Annotated in this window: 14 protein-coding genes; 11 read left to right on the forward strand and 3 right to left on the reverse strand. The window is 61.8% G+C overall.

What is annotated here, in order from left to right:
• The first annotated feature begins 14 nt into the window (after positions 1-14).
• Entirely contained in the window at positions 15-1,070 is a 1,056-nt protein-coding gene (locus tag WN982_RS25560) for an AI-2E family transporter (RefSeq protein WP_341318417.1), read from the forward strand.
• Positions 1,071-1,108: 38 nt separating this feature from the next.
• Entirely contained in the window at positions 1,109-1,927 is an 819-nt protein-coding gene (locus WN982_RS25565; RefSeq protein ID WP_341318418.1) for a TetR/AcrR family transcriptional regulator, read from the forward strand.
• 83 nt (positions 1,928-2,010) lie between these two features.
• Here WN982_RS25565 and WN982_RS25570 read toward each other — a convergent pair whose 3' ends face one another.
• Together WN982_RS25570 and WN982_RS25575 are read right to left on the reverse strand one after the other, a co-directional pair.
• A complete protein-coding gene (locus WN982_RS25570; RefSeq protein ID WP_341318419.1) occupies positions 2,011-2,772 on the reverse strand; it encodes a TetR/AcrR family transcriptional regulator in 762 nt (253 codons plus the stop codon).
• Between the two features lie 236 nt (positions 2,773-3,008).
• A complete protein-coding gene (locus WN982_RS25575; protein ID WP_341318420.1) occupies positions 3,009-3,191 on the reverse strand; it encodes a hypothetical protein in 183 nt (60 codons plus the stop codon).
• Between the two features lie 34 nt (positions 3,192-3,225).
• On the opposite strand from WN982_RS25575, the gene WN982_RS25580 reads away from it, so the two are divergent.
• From WN982_RS25580 to WN982_RS25605, 6 genes are all read left to right on the forward strand, one after another.
• A complete protein-coding gene (locus WN982_RS25580) occupies positions 3,226-4,362 on the forward strand; it encodes an efflux RND transporter periplasmic adaptor subunit (RefSeq protein WP_341318421.1) in 1,137 nt (378 codons plus the stop codon).
• On the forward strand, positions 4,359-7,532 hold the full coding sequence (locus WN982_RS25585) for an efflux RND transporter permease subunit (RefSeq protein WP_341318422.1): 3,174 nt from the start codon (positions 4,359-4,361) through the stop codon (positions 7,530-7,532). Before WN982_RS25580 ends, WN982_RS25585 begins: the two co-directional genes overlap by 4 nt.
• Positions 7,533-7,534: 2 nt before the next feature.
• A complete protein-coding gene (locus tag WN982_RS25590) occupies positions 7,535-8,995 on the forward strand; it encodes an efflux transporter outer membrane subunit (protein ID WP_341318423.1) in 1,461 nt (486 codons plus the stop codon).
• 169 nt (positions 8,996-9,164) lie between these two features.
• A complete protein-coding gene (locus tag WN982_RS25595; protein ID WP_341318424.1) occupies positions 9,165-10,508 on the forward strand; it encodes a paraquat-inducible protein A in 1,344 nt (447 codons plus the stop codon).
• Positions 10,509-10,570: 62 nt separating this feature from the next.
• Entirely contained in the window at positions 10,571-12,166 is a 1,596-nt protein-coding gene (locus WN982_RS25600; RefSeq protein WP_341318425.1) for an MlaD family protein, read from the forward strand.
• A complete protein-coding gene (locus WN982_RS25605; RefSeq protein ID WP_341318426.1) occupies positions 12,163-12,876 on the forward strand; it encodes a PqiC family protein in 714 nt (237 codons plus the stop codon). The genes WN982_RS25600 and WN982_RS25605 overlap by 4 nt, the downstream gene beginning before the upstream one ends.
• Positions 12,877-13,048: 172 nt before the next feature.
• On the opposite strand, the gene WN982_RS25610 is transcribed toward WN982_RS25605, so the two are convergent.
• Positions 13,049-13,804: a TetR/AcrR family transcriptional regulator gene (locus WN982_RS25610; protein WP_341318427.1), complete on the reverse strand. Its 756-nt coding sequence runs from the start codon at positions 13,802-13,804 to the stop codon at positions 13,049-13,051.
• Positions 13,805-14,440: 636 nt separating this feature from the next.
• On the opposite strand from WN982_RS25610, the gene WN982_RS25615 reads away from it, so the two are divergent.
• Genes WN982_RS25615 through WN982_RS25625 form a run of 3 tightly spaced genes read left to right on the forward strand, consistent with a single transcriptional unit; the run spans position 14,441 to position 18,520 of the window.
• On the forward strand, positions 14,441-15,511 hold the full coding sequence (locus WN982_RS25615; protein ID WP_341318428.1) for a VOC family protein: 1,071 nt from the start codon (positions 14,441-14,443) through the stop codon (positions 15,509-15,511).
• A 34-nt stretch (positions 15,512-15,545) separates the two neighbouring features.
• Entirely contained in the window at positions 15,546-16,502 is a 957-nt protein-coding gene (locus WN982_RS25620; protein WP_341318429.1) for a fumarylacetoacetate hydrolase family protein, read from the forward strand.
• Complete coding sequence (locus tag WN982_RS25625; protein WP_341318430.1) at positions 16,499-18,520, forward strand: acyl-CoA synthetase; 2,022 nt, start codon at positions 16,499-16,501, stop codon at positions 18,518-18,520. Before WN982_RS25620 ends, WN982_RS25625 begins: the two co-directional genes overlap by 4 nt.
• The last annotated feature ends 231 nt before the right edge of the window (positions 18,521-18,751 follow it).

An 18,751-nucleotide genomic window follows, 5' to 3' on the forward strand; every position in this document is an offset into this window, starting at 1 on the left:
CGACAGGCGCGCCTATGACTGTAAATCATCGCCAATCTCTGTTCTGGTCTGCCGCAGCTTTAGCGGCTGGCGTCCTGCTGTGGAACCTGCGAGTCGTTCTTACGCCGTTTCTCCTTGGGGCGCTGATTGCCTATGTCTTGCAGCCCGGCGTGGAGTGGCTGGTACGCCATCGCACGCCGCGCGGACTGGCGGCGTTGCTGATGATGTCTGTGTTCGCTTTGCTTGTGGCGCTTCTGATACTGCTGGTGTTCGCCGTGATTCAAAAGGAAGGGCCTGAACTTATGAAGCGCGCTCCTTTGGTGCTCGCGAAGTTCGATGAATGGCTGAAACCTTCGGTGGCTTTCCTCGGACTGAGCTATTCGCTCGATCCGACCCATATCCGCGACGCGCTGGCGGCCCATTTAAAGGCGGGCGAGCACGGGGCCGTTTTCGCCGTATGGCAGTACCTGCGCACGAGCGGCGACGCGATGATCAGTGTCGTAAGCAACGTGGTGCTGGTGCCGCTAGTCCTTTTCTATCTGCTGTACGACAGGCCTGAAGCATTCGCGCGCATGGAGAGCTTCGTGCCCCGGCGCTGGCTCGGCAAGACGCGCGAATTCGTGCGAGAGATAGATCACATGATGTCGCAGTACCTGCGCGGGCAATTGCTGGTTATTGCAGTGCTAGCCGGGTTCTATTCCATTGCACTGAAAATTGTAGGGTTGGATATGGCGCTGCCCGTCGGACTCCTCACCGCGGTCGCCGTACTTATCCCGTACCTTGGCTTTGCGAGCGGGCTCGCATTTGCTTTGCTCGCCGCGCTCTTGCAGTTCGGCAACTGGTATGGGTTTGGCGCGGTGCTCGCTGTTTATGGCACCGGCCAGATCCTCGAAAGCATTGTTCTTACCCCGAGGTTCGTTGGTCAGCGCATCGGCCTGCATCCGCTTGCGGTCATCTTTGCCTTGCTGGTTTTTGGGCGGCTGTTCGGCTTTTTCGGCGTGCTGCTGGCGCTGCCGGCCAGCGCCATCGTCGCTTCGGCACTGCGTGAATTAGGTCGCCGCTACGTGTCAAGCACACTTTATAGGAATTGACTGGTATCGCCATGGCGCAAACGAATCTTGAAGCTCTCATGTTCGATACCCGTGGACGCAGGGTCACCAAACGCACCCCGTCGCCGGAGCGGCCTGCGGTCGTCGCGGCGACGAGGTCCACTACGCGGGGCGTTCGCCGGAAAGAGGAGACGCGAACCCGTCTGCTGGACGCGGCTCTTCGACTAATGGCCGAACGCGGCATGGAGGGCGTGGCCATTAGTGAAATAACCGCCGCCGCCGACGTGGGCTTCGGCTCGTTCTACAACCATTTCGAATCGAAGGGCGCGATCTATGCTGCACTCATCGAGCAGGTATTCGAAGACTACGCCGACATGCTCGATGTCATCGCGGGTGGGCTGCCCGATCCCGCGGAAGCGATCGCGGTGTCCGTTCGTCACACACTCATGCGGGCGCGCGGCGAGCCGCTATGGGGACGCTTTCTGATCCGCGAAGGACTTTCGGACCGAGCGCTACGCCATGGTCTGGGACAGCGGCTGTGGCGTGATACTCAACGGGGCATTGCAGACAAGCGCTTCTTCATCGCCGATCCGTTCGTCGGTTTGCTTTCGCTCAAGGGTACTTTGCTTGCTGCAGCGGCCGCACAACTTCATTTCATGACGCCCGCGAGTGGCGTACTGGACGGGCTGGGCGCTGAACGTGAGCATTTCGCGGAGCGAACCGCCGCAGTCGTGCTGCAGATGCTGGGTCTCCAGCGCGCCGAGGCGGAGCATATCGCAATGCGGGCTCTCCCCGAACTGAACGGCACCGGAAGGAGCGGGCAGCCGCGACTGCGAACGGTGCCGCTCGGCCCACCCGCGTTGCGCCGTCCTGGGAAGCGCAAGTCATCCGCCGGTTGACGGGCAAGTGGCACCAGCAGTATTCCGTCTGCGCGAGCGGAGGCTTCCGCGTGAAGCCTTTGCCCGCGCTGCATAGCGGGCCATCAAGCTTCTGGGATGGTCGGCAGATCGGGGACAACGGGCAACGGACGCCGTGCAACACGCTCCGCCTCCATACGTTTGAGACCAAACGCCTGCAACACAATGGCCGCAGTGCTTTCGGCGAATATCTCCTCTTTGGACGGGGCCATCTTTCGCACGCGAACGGTCCGCTTGGACGAGGCAGCAAAGTGCAATTCGACGGCAGTCCCGGCCAGGACGGTACCAATCACCGAGATCAGACACATCAGCTGATCTGCGACCACAAAGCGTCTTTGCGAAATCCCTCTTTCGCTATCTCGCAGCAACCGCTGACCCAGACCTCTGTTCAGCGCGCACGGGGATAACCCTTCACGTATGAGCATTCGCCCCCATACCGGCTCCCGGTAGGCGCGCAAGAGCGTATGGCGCACGGATACAGCGACCACCTCCGCCGGATCCGACAACCCGCTCGCGAGACGATCCAGCGTATTGGCGAATTCTTCGAAAAGCCAATCGACGAGCGCCGTGAAGATGCCTTCCTTCGAATCGAAGTGGTTATAGAAAGAGCCAAAGCCGACGTCGGCTGCCTCCGTGATCTGGGCGATGGTGACGCTGTTCATGCCCTTCTCTGCGACGAGCCAGAACGCAGCGTCGAGCAGGCGAGCGCGCGTCTCACGCTTGCGCCTGGCGCCTCGCGGATAGCGTCCATCGCTGGTCTCGCGCGGCGAGCTGGGCGCTTTCTGCGCGCGTCGACGACTGGCGCGCGGGTTCGGGACGTCTGGCATGTTCTCTCCATGATTGTTTTGTACGACCTGATTGTAGAATTAAAAGTCATGATTGACAATCTAATCAGTTATGGGTCTAATGTCACGTGTGCAGCCTGCACAACGGAAGAATGAAGAACCGGATGTGCCGGTGGGCGCGGGTGCAGAACCTGTAAAGGCCTTTCGCCGATGCCGGCGTAAAGGCCAAAAGGCACGAGAGCACGTAAGCATGAAAGCGCGCGGATCCGACCATTTGCTTATTGCGCGCGTCCCATTTGGGATGGTCTGTCGCCGGTATGCCAGGCGATAAGCAGGAAATCTAACGTACTGAAGAACGTTTGCTTGATGCGCCCGAACTGACACAAGCCGTGCTTTCCAGCACGGCTTGTCTGCACAGCCTGAGGCGACTTTTTAACTGGATCACCATCTGCCTTGAACATCGTGAAACATTCCGGTCCTCTAGCGCGTAAGCGTATGCATTCCTTCCTGCCTTCCTTCGTCCGGTCGCCGCACCGGACGCACATCGTGATCGCGGCTTGCGGCGCAATCCTGCTTTCGGCATGCCATCAGCGTGAAACCGTCGCGCCGGAGCCCAAACCCGTCGTTGCCCGCGCCGTTCATACTGATGGACGCATGGTGAGCACGTCGCTGCCCGCTCAGGTACAGGCGCGATACTCCACGCCGCTTTCGTTCCGGGTAGGCGGCAAGGTCATCGAACGGCGGGTGCGCATCGGCGATACCGTCAAGGCCGGTCAGATCGTCGCGCTGCTAGACCCCACCGATCTGCGCAGCAACCTTGCGAACGCGCAAGCGCAACTGGAGGCCGCCGAACATCGCCTCGTGTATGCAAAACAGCAGCTCGACCGCGATCAGGCGCAAGCGCATGCCAACCTCATCGCGCCGGCGCAACTGGAACAGACTCAGGACGCGTACGCGTCGGCTCTCGCCCAGCGCGATTCGGCCCGGGCGCAATTGGCGCTTGCCAGCGATCAGCTCCGTTACGCCAGTCTGGTGGCCGACCATGACGGTGTCATCACGTCTGAAGATGCCGATACCGGCCAGAACGTCCAGGCCACCCAAGCCATCTATCACCTCGATTGGACGGGCGATGTGGATATCGTCTGCGACGCACCCGAGCGGGCCCTGAACTCGCTGACGGTCGGCAGCAAGGCACGCGTGACGCTGCCCGCGCTGCCTGGCAAGACCTTCGACGCACGTGTGCGCGAGGTATCGCCCGCGGCAGATCCGCAAAGCCGCACCTGGCGCGTCAAGCTGACGCTCGCCGCCCCGGGCCCCGAAGTGCGCCAGGGCATGACGGCCAATGTCGCGTTCGATGCCGTCGGCGACGGGTCCGCCGCACAGACCTTCACAATTCCCGTGACCGCGCTGTTTCACCGGGGCGAGGAGCCGGCGGTGTGGGTGGTGCGTGCCGGCAGCGACACGCTCGAACTGCGCCCTGTCACGATCGGACGATACGACGAACGCACGGTTTCGGTCAGTTCGGGTCTGCACGACGGTGACCGCGTCATGTTGCAAGGCGTGCATGCCGTCAGCGCCGGCCAACACGTGCAGCTGGTCGCGCCGTTGCATCCGGAGGATTTCCCGTCATGAACGTACGCGACCGTGAAAATGCGCACGACAGTGCGCCCGTCACCACTTCCACTACGCGAAGTGCTGACGAAAGTGGCTTCAATCTCTCATCGTGGGCGTTGCGCCACCAACAGCTCGTGATTTTTCTGATTGGCCTGGCAACGCTTTTTGGCGTGATCGGCTATATACACCTCGCACAGTCCGAGGATCCGCCGTTCACGTTCCGCACGATGGTGATCAAGACCTACTGGCCGGGCGCGAGCGCCCACGAAGTGCAGGAGCAGATCACGGACCGGATCGGCCGCCAGCTGCAGGCGGCGCCCTTCATCGACAACATCAAGAGCTACTCGCGGCCTGGCGAGTCGATGATTTTCTTCGCAATGAAGGACTCGGCACCCGTCAAGGAAGTGCCCGAGACGTGGTACCAGGTGCGCAAGAAGGTGGGCGACATCGGGGCGACGTTGCCCAAGGGAACGGTCGGACCGTTTTTTAACGACGAGTTTGGTGACGTTTATACCAACATCTACGCGCTCGAAGGCGATGGCTTCTCGCCCGCGCAACTGCACGACTATGCGGACAAGCTGCGCACGGTCCTGCTGCGCGTACCCGGTGTTGCAAAGGTCGATTACTTTGGCGACCCAGACCAGCACATCTTCGTCGAGATATCAAATGCGCAATTGACGCGACTCTCGATCACGCCGCCGCAACTCGCCCACGCCATCGACGCGCAGAACGCGGTCGCGCCCGTCGGAACCATTACGACCGCGGACGACCGCGTGTTTGTGCGGCCGAGCGGCGCGTTCAAGGATCCAGAGGCGCTCGCGAACCTGCTGATCACCGTCAATAAACGCACGTTCCGCCTCGGCGACATCGCGACGATCAAACGCGGTTATGACGATCCGCCGGTGACGCAGATGCGCGTCGGCGGCCAGGCCGTGCTCGGCATCGGCGTGACGATGCAAAAGGGCGGCGATGTGATCGACCTTGGCAAGGCGCTCGACGCCAAAGCGGCTGAACTGCAGGCGACACTGCCGGCCGGTCTCAAGCTGGCTCCCGTTTCCAGCATGCCGCACGCGGTCAAGCAGTCGGTTGACGAGTTCGTGCGCTCGGTCGGCGAAGCAGTTGCGATCGTGCTTGTGGTGAGCCTGGTTTCGCTCGGCTTGCGCACGGGCATGATCGTGGTCATCACGATTCCGATCGTGCTCGCGGTGACGGCGCTGTGCATGCACATCTTCAATATCGGACTCGACAAGGTCTCGCTCGGAACGCTTGTGCTTGCGCTCGGGCTGCTCGTCGACGACGCGATCATTGCCGTCGAAATGATGGCGGTGAAGCTCGAGCAGGGGTGGAGCCGCATGCGCGCGGCGGCCTTCGCGTACTCGAGTACGGCGTTCCCGATGTTGACGGGCACCCTCGTGACGGTCTCGGGCTTCCTGCCGATCGCGCTCGCCAAATCGAGCACGGGTGAGTACACGCGTTCAATCTTCGAAGTGTCGGCCATCGCGCTGATTGTTTCTTGGTTCGCGGCCGTCGTGCTGGTTCCGCTGCTGGGCTTCCACATGCTGCCGGAGCGCAAGGGCCATGCGGGCGGCGGACATGATCATGAGCACGATGTCTATAACACGGGCTTCTACCGGCGCCTGTCGGGCTGGGTCACGCTTTGTATCGACCGCCGCTGGCTGGTGCTCGGTGTCACGGGCGTGCTGTTCGTGATCGCGATGGCGGCCTTCACGCGCGTGCCGCAGCAGTTCTTCCCGAACTCGGAGCGGCCGGAACTGCTGGTCGATCTGCGGCTGCCGGAAGGCGCGTCATTCGAGGCGACGCTGCGCGAGTCGAAACGCCTCGAGAAGGTGCTCGACGGCAAGCCGGAAATCGAGCACTTCGTCGACTTTGTCGGCACGGGCGCGCCGCGCTTCTACCTGCCGCTTGACCAGCAACTGCAGCAGCCGAACTTCGCGCAGTTCGTGATCACCGCGAAGAGCGTTGAAAACCGCGAGGAACTGATGCGCTGGCTGGATCAAAAACTGGAGAAGGAATTCCCCGGCGTGCGCACGCGTGTCGCGCGGCTCGAGAATGGTCCGCCCGTGGGTTTTCCGATCAAGTTCCGCGTGAGCGGGGACGACATCGCGACGGTGCGCTCGATTGCGCAAAACGTTGCCGACAAGGTCCGCGGCGATCCGCGCACGCGCAACGTCCAGTTCGACTGGGACGAGCCGGCCGAACGCTCGATCTCGTTCGAGATCGACCAGAACCGGGCGCGCGAGCTGGGCGTCACGTCGGAGGACGTATCGGGATTCCTGGCCATGACGCTCTCAGGCTATACGGTCACGCAGTACCGGGAGCGCGACAAGCTGATCAACGTCGATCTTCGCTCGCCGAAGAGCGAGCGCGTCGATCCGGCCAAGCTCACGAGTCTCGCGATTCCGACGCCAAACGGGCCGGTTCCGCTCGGTTCGCTCGGGCACATTCGGGACACGCTCGAGTACGGCGTGATCTGGGAGCGTGACCGGCAGCCGACCATCACGGTGCAGGCCGACGTGCGCGGTGACGCGCAGGGTATCGACGTGACCCGCGATATCGAGCACGGGCTCGCCGGACAGAGCGCCAGTCTGCCTGTCGGCTATCGCATCCAGGTGGGCGGCGCGGTCGAGGAGAGCACCAAAGGCCAGACTTCGATCAACGCGGAAATGCCGCTGATGATCATCGCGGTGCTGACGCTGCTCATGATCCAGCTGAAGAATTTCGCGCGCACGTTCATCGTCGTACTGACGGCGCCGCTGGGCCTGATTGGCGTGGTGGCGGCGTTGCTGCTGTTCGGCAAGCCGTTTGGCTTCGTCGCGCTGCTCGGCGTGATCGCGATGTTCGGAATCATCATGCGCAATTCAGTGATCCTGGTCGACCAGATCGATCAGGACATCGCGGCTGGGCATGGACGCTTCGACGCGATTATCGGTGCAACGGTGCGGCGTTTCCGGCCGATCATGCTGACGGCTGCCGCCGCCGTGCTCGCACTCATTCCGCTGCTGCGCTCCGGCTTCTTCGGGCCAATGGCGACCGCGCTGATGGGCGGCATCACGGTTGCCACGCTTCTGACCGTGTTCTTCCTGCCGGCCCTCTACGCGTCCTGCTTCCGGGTCCGGCGCGACGAGCGCGGGATGCAACAGGTCGTCGTCGAGCATACGGAGGTTTGATCATGAGCTTTGCATACAAGACATCCGGCCTCGCCGTGGCGGTGGCCCTCGCGCTGACGGCGTGCTCATTCGGCCCCAGCGGAGAGCCGCCGGCGATGGCTTCGCCTGAGCATTACGGCGCACAGGCGCAGCCGCCGAGGACGGTCGCGGCTGGTGGCGTTGCCCAGCAGTTCGATATTGGCGCCACGTCCGTACCGCAATGGTGGCGGCTTTACCGCTCGGACGCACTCGATGGGCTCGTAGAGGAGGGTTTGCAAAACAGCCCGACGCTGATGGCTACGCAGCGCACGCTAGCGGCCGCGCAAGAGGAGCTTCGCGCGCAGGTCGGCGCATCCACGATGCCGTCAATCGACGGCACCGCGCAGGTCCAGCGCGCACGATCGCCCGTCGTGCCCGGGCTCGGCCCTCAGCAGGTGCAATACAACTATTTTGCGGGCCAGCTTGTCGCGAGCTACAACTTCGACCTGTTCGGGCAGACGCGTTACGCGAACAAGGCGAGCGCCGCTCGCGTGAACGTGCAGGCGTATCAACTCGAAGCGGCGCGGCGTGCGCTTGCGGCTAACATCGTCGGCACGGCGATCAGTGTGGCCACGCTCGATCGCCAGATCGCGCTCACCGAACGGCTCGTTGCCGTCGCCAATGAGGCTGCGAACGAGGACCAGCAGCGCTACGCGCTTGGCTCCGTCTCGCGCGCACAGGCACTCGCTTCGACGCAGGATGCCGCGTCCGTTGCGGCGGCGCTGCCCGCCTTGCGTCAGCAACGCGCGTCGGCCGTGCACGCACTTGCGGTGCTGATGGGCCGCACGCCCGATAACGCGCCGGCCGTTCCCGACCTGGACAGCCTCGCGCTGCCTGAGCACGTGCCTGTCGCGGTGCCGTCCGATCTGCTGCGTTCGCGCCCGGACATTCAGGCAGCGGACGCCGCTGTGAAGGCAGCCGCTGCCGACGTGGGCGCTGCGACTGCGCAGCTGTTTCCAAGCCTGTCGCTTACCGGTTCGATGGGCCGGGGCGGCTTCAGCTGGCCCGCGCTGCTGTCGGGAGCGGGCGGGCTGTGGGCCATCGGCGCGGGCCTGTCGCAGCCGATCTTCCATGGCGGCGCGCTGTTCGCGCAACGCCGCGCATCAATCGATACGTACGATGCGGCGGTTCTGCACTACAAGTCGACGGTGCTGTCGGCATTCCAGGACGTCGCCAATTCGCTGGACGCCCTGGATAACGATGCGCAGACACTCGCCTCGACCGAAGCGGCGGCCCAGGCAGCGCGGGCAGCATTCGACGATACGGTGGCACGCCACCGCATCGGCTCGCTGCCTTCCACGGCGCAGCATGCGAGCGAGCAGCGCTTTCTCAACGCGCAACTCAGCTCTGTCCGCGCGACGGGGCAACGCATGAGCGATACAGCAGCGCTGTTCCAGGCGATGGGTGAGCCGCCTGCCGATCAGAAGGCGGCGTCAACCAAATGATTGCGCGTCCATGAAGCTCTGGAGGGCGACCTGGTTCAACGGGGTCGCCCTCCCCGTAGCAAGAGCCGGAACAACAATAGTCTGGTGTCGAAATCGAGCAGCGTTTGTAGCCAGATAGTGCCGGCGCTCCGCCGACGTTAGCGGCACCGGAATCTCAACTACGTCCAACATGGAATATCGGAAACTGATTGCCTGCCACGAATGCGATTTGCTCTTTTGCAAGCCTGCGAAGGTGACAGGGCACGTCGCCAGTTGTTCGCGCTGCGGTGCGGGTATGACAGCGGCAGAGGGTGCGGACTTGCCCCTGGACCGGACCTGCGCTCTGACCATTGCGGCGCTAATTACCTTTTGTATTGCGCAGGCTTTCCCCGTCATCGAGCTTCACACCAGCGGCATGACATCCAGGGCAACCCTGTTCGGCGCCGTGCGGTCGCTATGGGCAGGCGACATGCGCCTCGTCGCAATCATGGTGTTCTGCGCGTCAATACTTTTCCCGTTGATCGAACTGCTCGCCTTTTTATATGTGCTGGCCCCGCTTCGCATAGGTAAGGTGCCGCCCCATTTCAATGGGATGCTGCGAGTCGTGCAATTCGTGCGGCCGTGGGGCATGGTCGAGGTGTTCATGCTCGGCGTGCTCGTCACAATCGTGAAGATGGTGAGCATAGCCGAGGTGATCCCTGGGCCGGGACTCTTCGCGCTGGGTGCGTTGACCGTGATGCTGGCGGTGGTCGCCACGCTCGATCTCGGCGGGCTCTGGGACATTTGCGACGAAATTAAACTTTCTCGACCCGCTGGCATTCGCTGGCAGAAGATCAGTCGCAGACTCGCGGGGCCGAACGGGCTATTCCGCTCGCACAAAGCGTGGTCAACGGCTTTTGTTACGGCAAGAGATGCAGGGCTTGTCGCCTGTCATACCTGCGGACTCGTCCAGAAGCATATCGAAGATCAATCGCGCCAGTGCTGCTCGCGATGCGGGTCCGTCCTGCACGAACGCCGTCCGGAAAGCCTGACGCGAACCGTAAGTCTGCTTCTTGCCGCTGCTCTTGCCTACATTCCAGCGAATCTGTTGCCCATCATGCACGCAACGTCGCTGGGCCGCGCCGAGGACGACACGATCCTTGGGGGCGTTGCGTATTTCTGGACGTCTGGAGACTGGCCGCTAGCCGTCGTCGTCTTCGTTGCCAGCGTCGTGGTGCCGATCCTCAAACTTGTGATTCTCACGCTTCTCACCGTGGCCGCCCGCCGCGGCTCGGCCTGGCGACTGCGTGAACGCGCAAGTCTATATCGGCTGGTCGAGCGCGTCGGCCGTTGGTCGATGCTCGACGTCTTCGTCGTAGCACTGACGGTTACCCTGGTGCATTTTGGCTCGCTTGCCGTCATCACTGCAGGCTCGGGCGCGCTCGCTTTCGGTGCCGTGGTGATCCTCACGATGCTCGCGTCACATCAGTTCGATCCCCGGCTGACCTGGGACAACGTGGACTCCAAACAGCACGTCCTTCGCGGCGATGAATGAATAGGGTTTTGGCTGCTCCCATGACCAAAACCAACCCGAATCTCTGAAACGGTTTACAAGCGATGCATATTCCCAACCTACCCAGTCCCGCATTCAAGCCGCGAAAACGTTGGCTTCCATCCCTGATCTGGTTAATCCCGTTAATCTGCGCGCTGATTGGCGCCGCGCTGGTGGTCAAATCTATTTCGGAGAAGGGACCGATGGTGACGGTCACTTTCGATAGGGCAGAGGGCCTGGAGGCGGCCAAGACAAAGGTCAAATACAAGGACGTGGAGATCGGTTCGGTACAGACCATCACGCTGTCGAAGGACCTCGGGCATGTCATCGTGAACATACAGTTGAGCAAGGAGGCCGAGAAGTTCGCGACCCGCGGCACGCGCTTCTGGGTGGTTCGCCCGCGTGTCGGTGCCAGCGGCATCTCCGGCCTCGGTACATTGCTCTCTGGCTCGTACATCGGCGTTGACATCGGGCGGTCGACAGAAAGACAAACCTCGTTTGTTGGCCTTGATAATCCACCCATCGTCACGACTGGACAGGCGGGGCATCAGTACACGCTGCGTGGCGAGTCGCTGGGCTCGGTCGATATCGGCGCGCCCATCTTCTACCATCGTATCCAGGTGGGGCAGGTGGTCGGTTTCTCTCTCGACCCGCACGGTGCTGGAGTAATCGTCAATGTTTTCGTCAACGCCCCGTTCGACCAGTACGTCGGCACCAATACACGGTGGTGGCATGCGAGCGGCGTCGATCTTCGTCTCGATTCCAACGGTCTCAAGCTCAATACGCAATCTCTGGCGACCGTGGTCGTCGGTGGACTGGCATTCCAGATGCCACCAGGGCAGGACGCAGGACAACCCGCTGCCGACAAGGCCGAGTTTCGACTGGCATCCGACGAGTCAGACGCGATGCGTGAGCCCGACGGTCAGCCACTCAATGTGGTAATGCGCTTTAACCAGTCGCTGCGCGGACTGTCTGTGGGCGCGCCCGTCGACCTTCGCGGAATTGCGCTGGGGCAAGTTACGGAGATCGGGATTGAATACAACGAAAAGCAGAAGACATTCAGTATGAAGGTGTCGATGGCGCTTTATCCCGACCGGCTCAGCCGGCGCTCCAGCGAGGCGCTACCCGCTCCGGACACAGCCGGCGGCCACGAGTTGCTGCAACACCTCGTCTCCGAAGGGCTGAGGGGCCAGCTGCGAACGGGGAACCTGCTGACCGGGCAGCTCTATGTCGCGCTCGACATGTTCCCGAAAGCGCCTCGAGCGACCGTCGACGTGCGCGAAAACCCGATCGAACTGCCGACCGTGCCCAACACGCTCGACGAGCTTCAGGTTCAGATCGCGGACATTGCAAGGAAGCTGAACCAGGTACCGTTCGACAAGATCGGAGCGAATCTGAACGGCGCACTTGAAAACGCCAGCAGGCTGTTCGGGCACATGGACAGCGAGGTCGTTCCGCAAGCCCGGGACACGCTGGCTGCCGCGCAGAAGACCTTCAGTACCGCCGAATCGACGCTCCGTCAGACCGCGCCGATGCAGGCCGACGTCCAGGATGCGATGCAGGAATTGACGCGCACGCTGCAATCCCTCAACGCGCTCGCCGACTATCTGGAACGTCATCCCCAAGCGCTGCTGTTCGGCAAGAAAGGAGATAAACAATGATGCGATTCCGGTTCTCCGCGCGATGCGCGATGCTGTGGGCGGTGGCTGCCGTTGGGCTGGCCACGCTAGGGGCCTGTTCTTCCCCGCCAGGGCGTTTTTACACACTCGGCACAGGTGACGAATCCGCAATCGAAATCGGTACCACGCACCCGTCCTATCTGATCGACATGCGTCAGGTGAAAGTGCCTGCGTCCGTCGCGAGGAGCCAGTTGGTCGTACAGGTGAACACGGCCCAGGTCAAAATCCTGGAAGACGATCGTTGGGCGTCGCCGGTTGCCGATGAAATCCACAATGCACTGCTCGTGGCCGTGGCGCGGCAGGCGGGCGCGCTTGACGCGAAAGAGTTCACACGAAGCGACAACGTTCCTGTGTACCAGATTTCGGCCGACGTGCAGCGTTTCGAGTCGTGGCCAGCGTCACACGCGTTGATCGACGTCGTATGGAGCATACGGGCGTCGAATGCGTCGCAAACGTTGGTCTGCCGTAGCCTGGTCAGTCAGCACGTGTCCGCGGGCTATGAGGCGCTCGTCGAGGGGCACCGGCGCGCAATACAGACTCTCGCTGCACAGATCGCCGCGGGCCTGCGGGACTTGTCAGCAAGGTCAACGACGGTGCACGGCGGAACGGGGCAGGCGGCGTTATCGTGCCCATCCCTCGCGCGACCATCCGACGCGGGAATTGAGGCGCCAGTTCTGGGCGCGGCGCACTGATCATCCCGGCGGTCGTATTTCGGGGAAAGCTTTGCGAGGCTTGCACGGGTCAGCAGAGCTTTCAACCGGACCGGCAGTAACAAAATTACAGTCGACTGACGGTCACGTGCAGCGTCGTCATCGCCAGTCGATGACTTGCATGGCCAGACGGTGTCTACACCGGCGTTCCAGCTTACTCGGCTTCGGTAGTCTCCTCGACCAGCGGCAGCGGACGCGCCGCGACCCTCTCCGCCTCCGCGCGCTTGAGCCCGAGTATTTGCAGTAGCGTTGCCGCCGTACGCTCGGGCAAATGCTCTCCGCTGAATCCGAGCTCCTTGATGACGTCTGCCGCCGGCGCTCCCGGAGCAACATAGTTGAGTTCGGCAGCAATGGCAGAGAGCACTGTGCCGCCGACGGAAAGAAAACCGACGAACGGGTCCGTGACCAAGAAGCGCTTGGCCGCAATGCCGTTGCCGATATCCCGCAGCAGCCGCTGACCCAAGCCGCGGGTCAGAGTGTGTGCCGAAAACCCTTCGCGTATCAGGAACCGTGCCCACACGGGATCACGCCGCGCTCGCATCACGGTATGGCGCACGGAGACGGCGATCACCTCTGCCGGGTCGGAGAGGCCACCGGCGAGGCGGTCCAGCATATCCGCGAATTCCTCGAACACATTGTCGACGAGCGTCGCGTAGATAGCCTCCTTCGATTCGAAGTGGTTGTAGAACGAGCCGAAGCCCACATCGGCGGCCTCCGTAATCTCGTTGATAGCTACGCCCTCCATCCCCTTTTCAGACATGAGCTTGAGCGCTGCGTCGAGCAGGCGGCCACGCGTCTCGCGTTTGCGGCGCGCGCCGCGCGGCTCGCGTTCTTCCGCAGCGGTAACCGGGGAGACCGGCGCAGCACGGGGAGTACGTTTCGTTGTCCGGGACTTTGATGTGGTCGGCATGGCGGATCCAGTTTTGGCTATACCCAAGTATAGATTCAAATGTCTTTATTGACAAAACTATCAGGTATGAGTTTAATGTCGCTAAGGGCGACCCTTGAGCCAGCCTAACAAACTACACATAGAGACTCTAGGTGGAGAGATTGTGGAGACAGGAACAATAAGCGGCGTCGCGCCGAAAACCCGGTGCGGGGGGCTTCCCCCGCAGATCGTGGTCGCGAATACGCTGTCGCGGCGTTGTGCGTACAGGCTGGTCATCGACAGGTCGACCGGACTGCTGGCGGCGCTCCCTCCGCTCGCGTTGAGCAGCGAAGTGCTGCGCCTCCTTCAGATCGTGCCCGTTAGCCGGCGCGATTCAGAGACTATCGCCGTTCCGCCGGTGCGGATGAACTCGCCGATGCTGCGGCAGTTTGACTCAATCCGTTTGCTCGGCAGCCCGAGTCTCACGCGCGCCTGCGCAACCGAACGCACCACAGATCAATCTGATAAACGCATCTTGCGGGACGCTGCTCGTCCGGGCCGCTCCTCCGCGAAGCGGTCATATCGTGCGCAAAAGCCTTGCCTTGCTGGACGGTTCCGTCAGCGCACCGGCTCAGCCAGCGCAATCCGCCATCCGAACCGTTTTATCTCCGTTCAGCCATGAAACTGACTACTGCACAGCCGGCCCGTCACCCCAATCCCACGTCGAAAGCGTCGGCATTAGCCTATCTGATATTCGACCGGCCAGACCTTGGGAAAGCCGAGCAATTTCTCAATGATTTCGGGCTACAGACCGTATCGCGCGATGAAGCGCAATTGCTTCTGCGAGGAACGGGTGCTTCGCATTACTGCTATGTCGTCCGGAAGGCGCCGAAATCCCGGTTCGTTGGTTTTGGGCTACAGGTCGACAGCAGGGCGGATCTTGATGCACTTGCAAAAGTGCCTGGCGCCTCTGAGGCCGAACGGTCGTCCTTGCCCGGCGGCGGCTATATCGTACGGTTGACCGACCCTTCCGGCTTTCGCGTCGATGCGATATGGGGCCAGGCGCCAGCTTCGACGCTGTCGCATCGGCCGCCATTGCCGTTCAACTCCGTGGATGCGGCCGTCCGGATCAACGGGACGCAGCGACCGCCCGAGTGCGCGCCCGAAGTTATCCGGCTTGGGCATGTCGTGCTCGAACTCGCCGACTATCAGGACACCTGCGCATGGTACACGCAGCATTTCGGCTTCATCCCGAGCGATGTGCAGGTGCTTCCCGATGGCTCGCCCGTTGTCGCGTTCATGCGGCTTGATCTGGGTGACAAGCCGGCCGATCACCATACGCTCGCGCTTGCACAAGGCTTCCTGCCCACCTACAGCCATAGCGCCTACGAAGTCGTTGACGCCGACGCGGTCGGCATGGGCCAGCGCGTCCTGCGCGAGAAGGGCTGGACGCACGCGTGGGGGATCGGCCGGCATATCCTGGGCAGCCAGATCTTCGACTACTGGCAGGACCCGTGGGGCAACAAGCACGAGCACTATTGCGACGGCGATCTCTTTACGGCCGATGCGCCGTCGGGTCTGCACGCGGTGAGCCGCGAAGCAATGGCGCAATGGGGGCCGACAATGCCGCGCAGTTTCACAAAACCCAAATTCACGCCCGCGAGCATCGTGGCGCTCTTCAGGAACCTGCGTCGCAGCCCCGACCTGACGCTGAGCAAGCTGCGCTCGCTGGCAAAGATTTTCGCCTGAACCAACCCCTTCCATAGAATCCGGAGATCGACAAATGGCACTTCACGTTCTGCATTATTTGCATCAAGACCGCGCCCAGTGGGGCGTGGTCGCTAATGGCGCTATCACGCCGATTCCCGGCGAGTTCGAGTCGACCGCCGAATTTATTGAGGCCAACCCGGTCGAACAGCTGCTGGTGCTAAGCGGTCCGACGATTCCCGAATCGGAAGTGCAATGGTTGTCGCCCGTGACCGCCAATCAGCAGTTCATCTGCCAGGGGGCAAATTATCGCCAGCATATGATCGAGTCCGGTATGGACCCGGATGTGAAGAAATTCAACATGATCTTCACGAAGGCGACGAGCTGCATCGTTCCGGCCGACTCCCCTGTGGTGAAGCCAAACGGGGTGCAGTTCCTCGACTACGAGATCGAACTCGGTCTCGTCCTCAAACGCGACATAACGTCCCGCGAAACTGTCACCGAGGAGAATCTGCATGAGTACATCGCCGGCGCCGTGATCGTCAACGACTATTCCGCGCGCGATGTCCAGATTCCGCAAATGCAGTTTTACAAGGGCAAAAGCTATCGTACGTTTGGCCCTGTCGGCCCTTACCTTTGTCTCCTGGAGAAACAGGACATTTCAAAGCTGAAGGAGCTTGTGCTGACGCTGACGGTAAACGGAACGGTTCGCCAGAATGACTCCACAGCGGGCCTCGTCTACGGACCGGCGGAGACCTTGACGGAGCTTTCCACCATACACGATCTACGCACCGGGGACCTGCTCGCGACCGGCACGCCCTCCGGCTGTGCGCTGAGCATTCCGTCACCTGAAAAGCAGCGCGCCGCGGCGCAACTGCCTGAAGCGGAAAAGTGGCGTCTGTTCCTGAAGATGCAGGAGGAAAGGCCGCAGTATCTGCGCGTGGGTGACGTCGTGGAGGCGCATATCGTCAGCCATGACCGCTCGATCGATCTGGGCGTACAGCACAACGTCGTTATGGAACAGGCGGCATGAAAGGCGTCGCAAACGTACACGATGTCCTTGCCATCGAAACGCAGGGGCAACCGGCGGATCTTCCGTCGAGTACCTACGAGATGATCTGTCGGGGCGCCGCCATCAATCCGGCGGCACCCGCACTTTCGTTCTTTGCAGCGGCCGACGACCACCGGAACGCCGAGTGCTGGACGTATAGTGAACTCGTGCGCGATGTCACGCGAACCGCGAATATGTTTGCGCGCCTGGGAGTACACCGCGACTCGGTCGTCGCATACGTTCTGCCCAACCTCCCTGAAACGCACTTTGTGATCTGGGGCGGGGAAGCCGCCGGGATTGTCTGCGCGATCAATCCGCTGCTTGAGAGCGAGGCCATCGGCGAACTGCTCAATGCCTCATGCGCGAGCGTGCTCGTAACCCTTGCGCGGTTTCCCGGAACCGACCTTTGGCAGAAGGTGCAAGCGGTGCTGCACAAGCTCCCTTGCCTGCAGCATCTGGTGCTCGTGAATCCGGCCGACCGCATGCCGGGTGAAAAGGGATTCGCGGCCCGGGCGCTGCAACGTGGCGAGTGTTCAAGACTGAATGGGCCTGGCGGCGTTCATGGTGCCGTTCCTGCGCATGTCGGCATCCACGACTTCAGCACAGCTATCGCAAGGGAGTCCGGGGTGGCGCTCAGCAGCACGCGTCAAATGAGCATCGATGACGTATCGTCGTTCTTTTGCACGGGCGGCACCACCGGGCTGCCGAAGATTGCGATTCGCCGGCACGGCAACGAGGTGGCCAATGCGCGGAACGCGGGTCAATTCTTCGGCGAAAGCATTGGTCCGGGAAAAACGATTTTTTGCGGACTGCCGCTTTTCCACGTCAACGCCGTGATGGTGACAGGTCTGCTGGCGTTCTCGCGCGGCGCCCACGTCGTGCTCGGCACACCACAAGGTTATCGGGGTGAGGGCGTTGTAAAGCGCTTCTGGGAAATTGTCGAGCATTACCGCATCAACTTCTTCAGCGGTGTCCCGACACTCTACGGATCGCTGCTGGACGTTCCGGTTGGCGAGCACGATATCAGTTCGCTCGAGTGTGGCCTGTGCGGCGCCGCCCCGATGCCGGTGGAATTACTTCGCACTTTCCAGGATCGCACAGGAATCAGAATCCTTGAGGGCTACGGTCTCACGGAAGGTACCTGCATTAGCAGCGTGAACCCTCCGCTTGGCGAGCGCAGGGTCGGTTCGATTGGTCTTCGTCTGCCCGGTCAGGCAATGAAGGCAGTCGTGGTCGATGAGAGCGGCCGGTATGTACGGGATTGCGTTGCGGATGAGGTCGGCCAGCTGGTTATCTCCGGCCCGAACGTGTTCGCTGGCTATACCCGGCCTGAGCAGAACAGTGGCATCTGGATGGAAAGTGGTGATGGCGGGCGCTGGCTCAATACTGGCGATCTCGGACGCTGTGACCCCGACGGTTACTTCTGGCTCACCGGCCGGAAGAAGGAGTTGATTATCCGGGGTGGACACAACATCGACCCCGCGGCAATCGAAGAACCATTGCATCGCCATCCCGCAGTCCAGATCGCGGCAGCCGTAGGCCGTCCCGATATGCACGCGGGTGAGTTGCCGGTTGCCTATGTCCAGCTAAAGCCGGGCACAACGGCAACGGAAGCGGAACTGGCCGAGTTTCTGCGTCACGAGATCAACGAACGCGCCGCGTTGCCAAAGGGGATACGGATCGTGGATGCGATGCCACTGACGGGCGTCGGCAAGATCTTCAAGCCTGCACTAAAACGTCGCGAAACGGCGGACGCCCTGGAGTCGGCCCTCGTAGAGGCTGGCGTCGAGGATGCAATCGTTAGCCTCATTGATGACATCTCGCGTGGAATTTCACTTCACGTCGAACTTGGCGACCCCGCGTTCGAAGCATTGGCGACTTCCGCGCTCGGACGCTTTCCCTTCGCATTTTCGATCTCGACCGCCGCGAGGCCATCGCGGGCGGAGCAATCGACGGGGACGGACCCGGCAGCAACAGATGCGCAGGGCAGGCCAACGTGACACGAGCCACGACGTCAAAGGGACGTGTTCGGTCGTGCGACGGGATTAGAGGTTAATCGGAAGTACCCGCCGAGATGCCGCGTTGAAATGCTTTCCAGCGTATTTGATTTAGTACACCTATTCGTTTGGAATGGAAAGAGGATGAGTATTGCATCAGAAAGGTCTTTGCGTTCGCAGGTCGAAAAATGGCTCGGGCCCACTTCTTCGACACCGGTTCGGGTTACCCGATTC

It is taken from the genome of Paraburkholderia sp. IMGN_8 (assembly GCF_038050405.1).
Classification (GTDB): Bacteria; Pseudomonadota; Gammaproteobacteria; order Burkholderiales; family Burkholderiaceae; genus Paraburkholderia.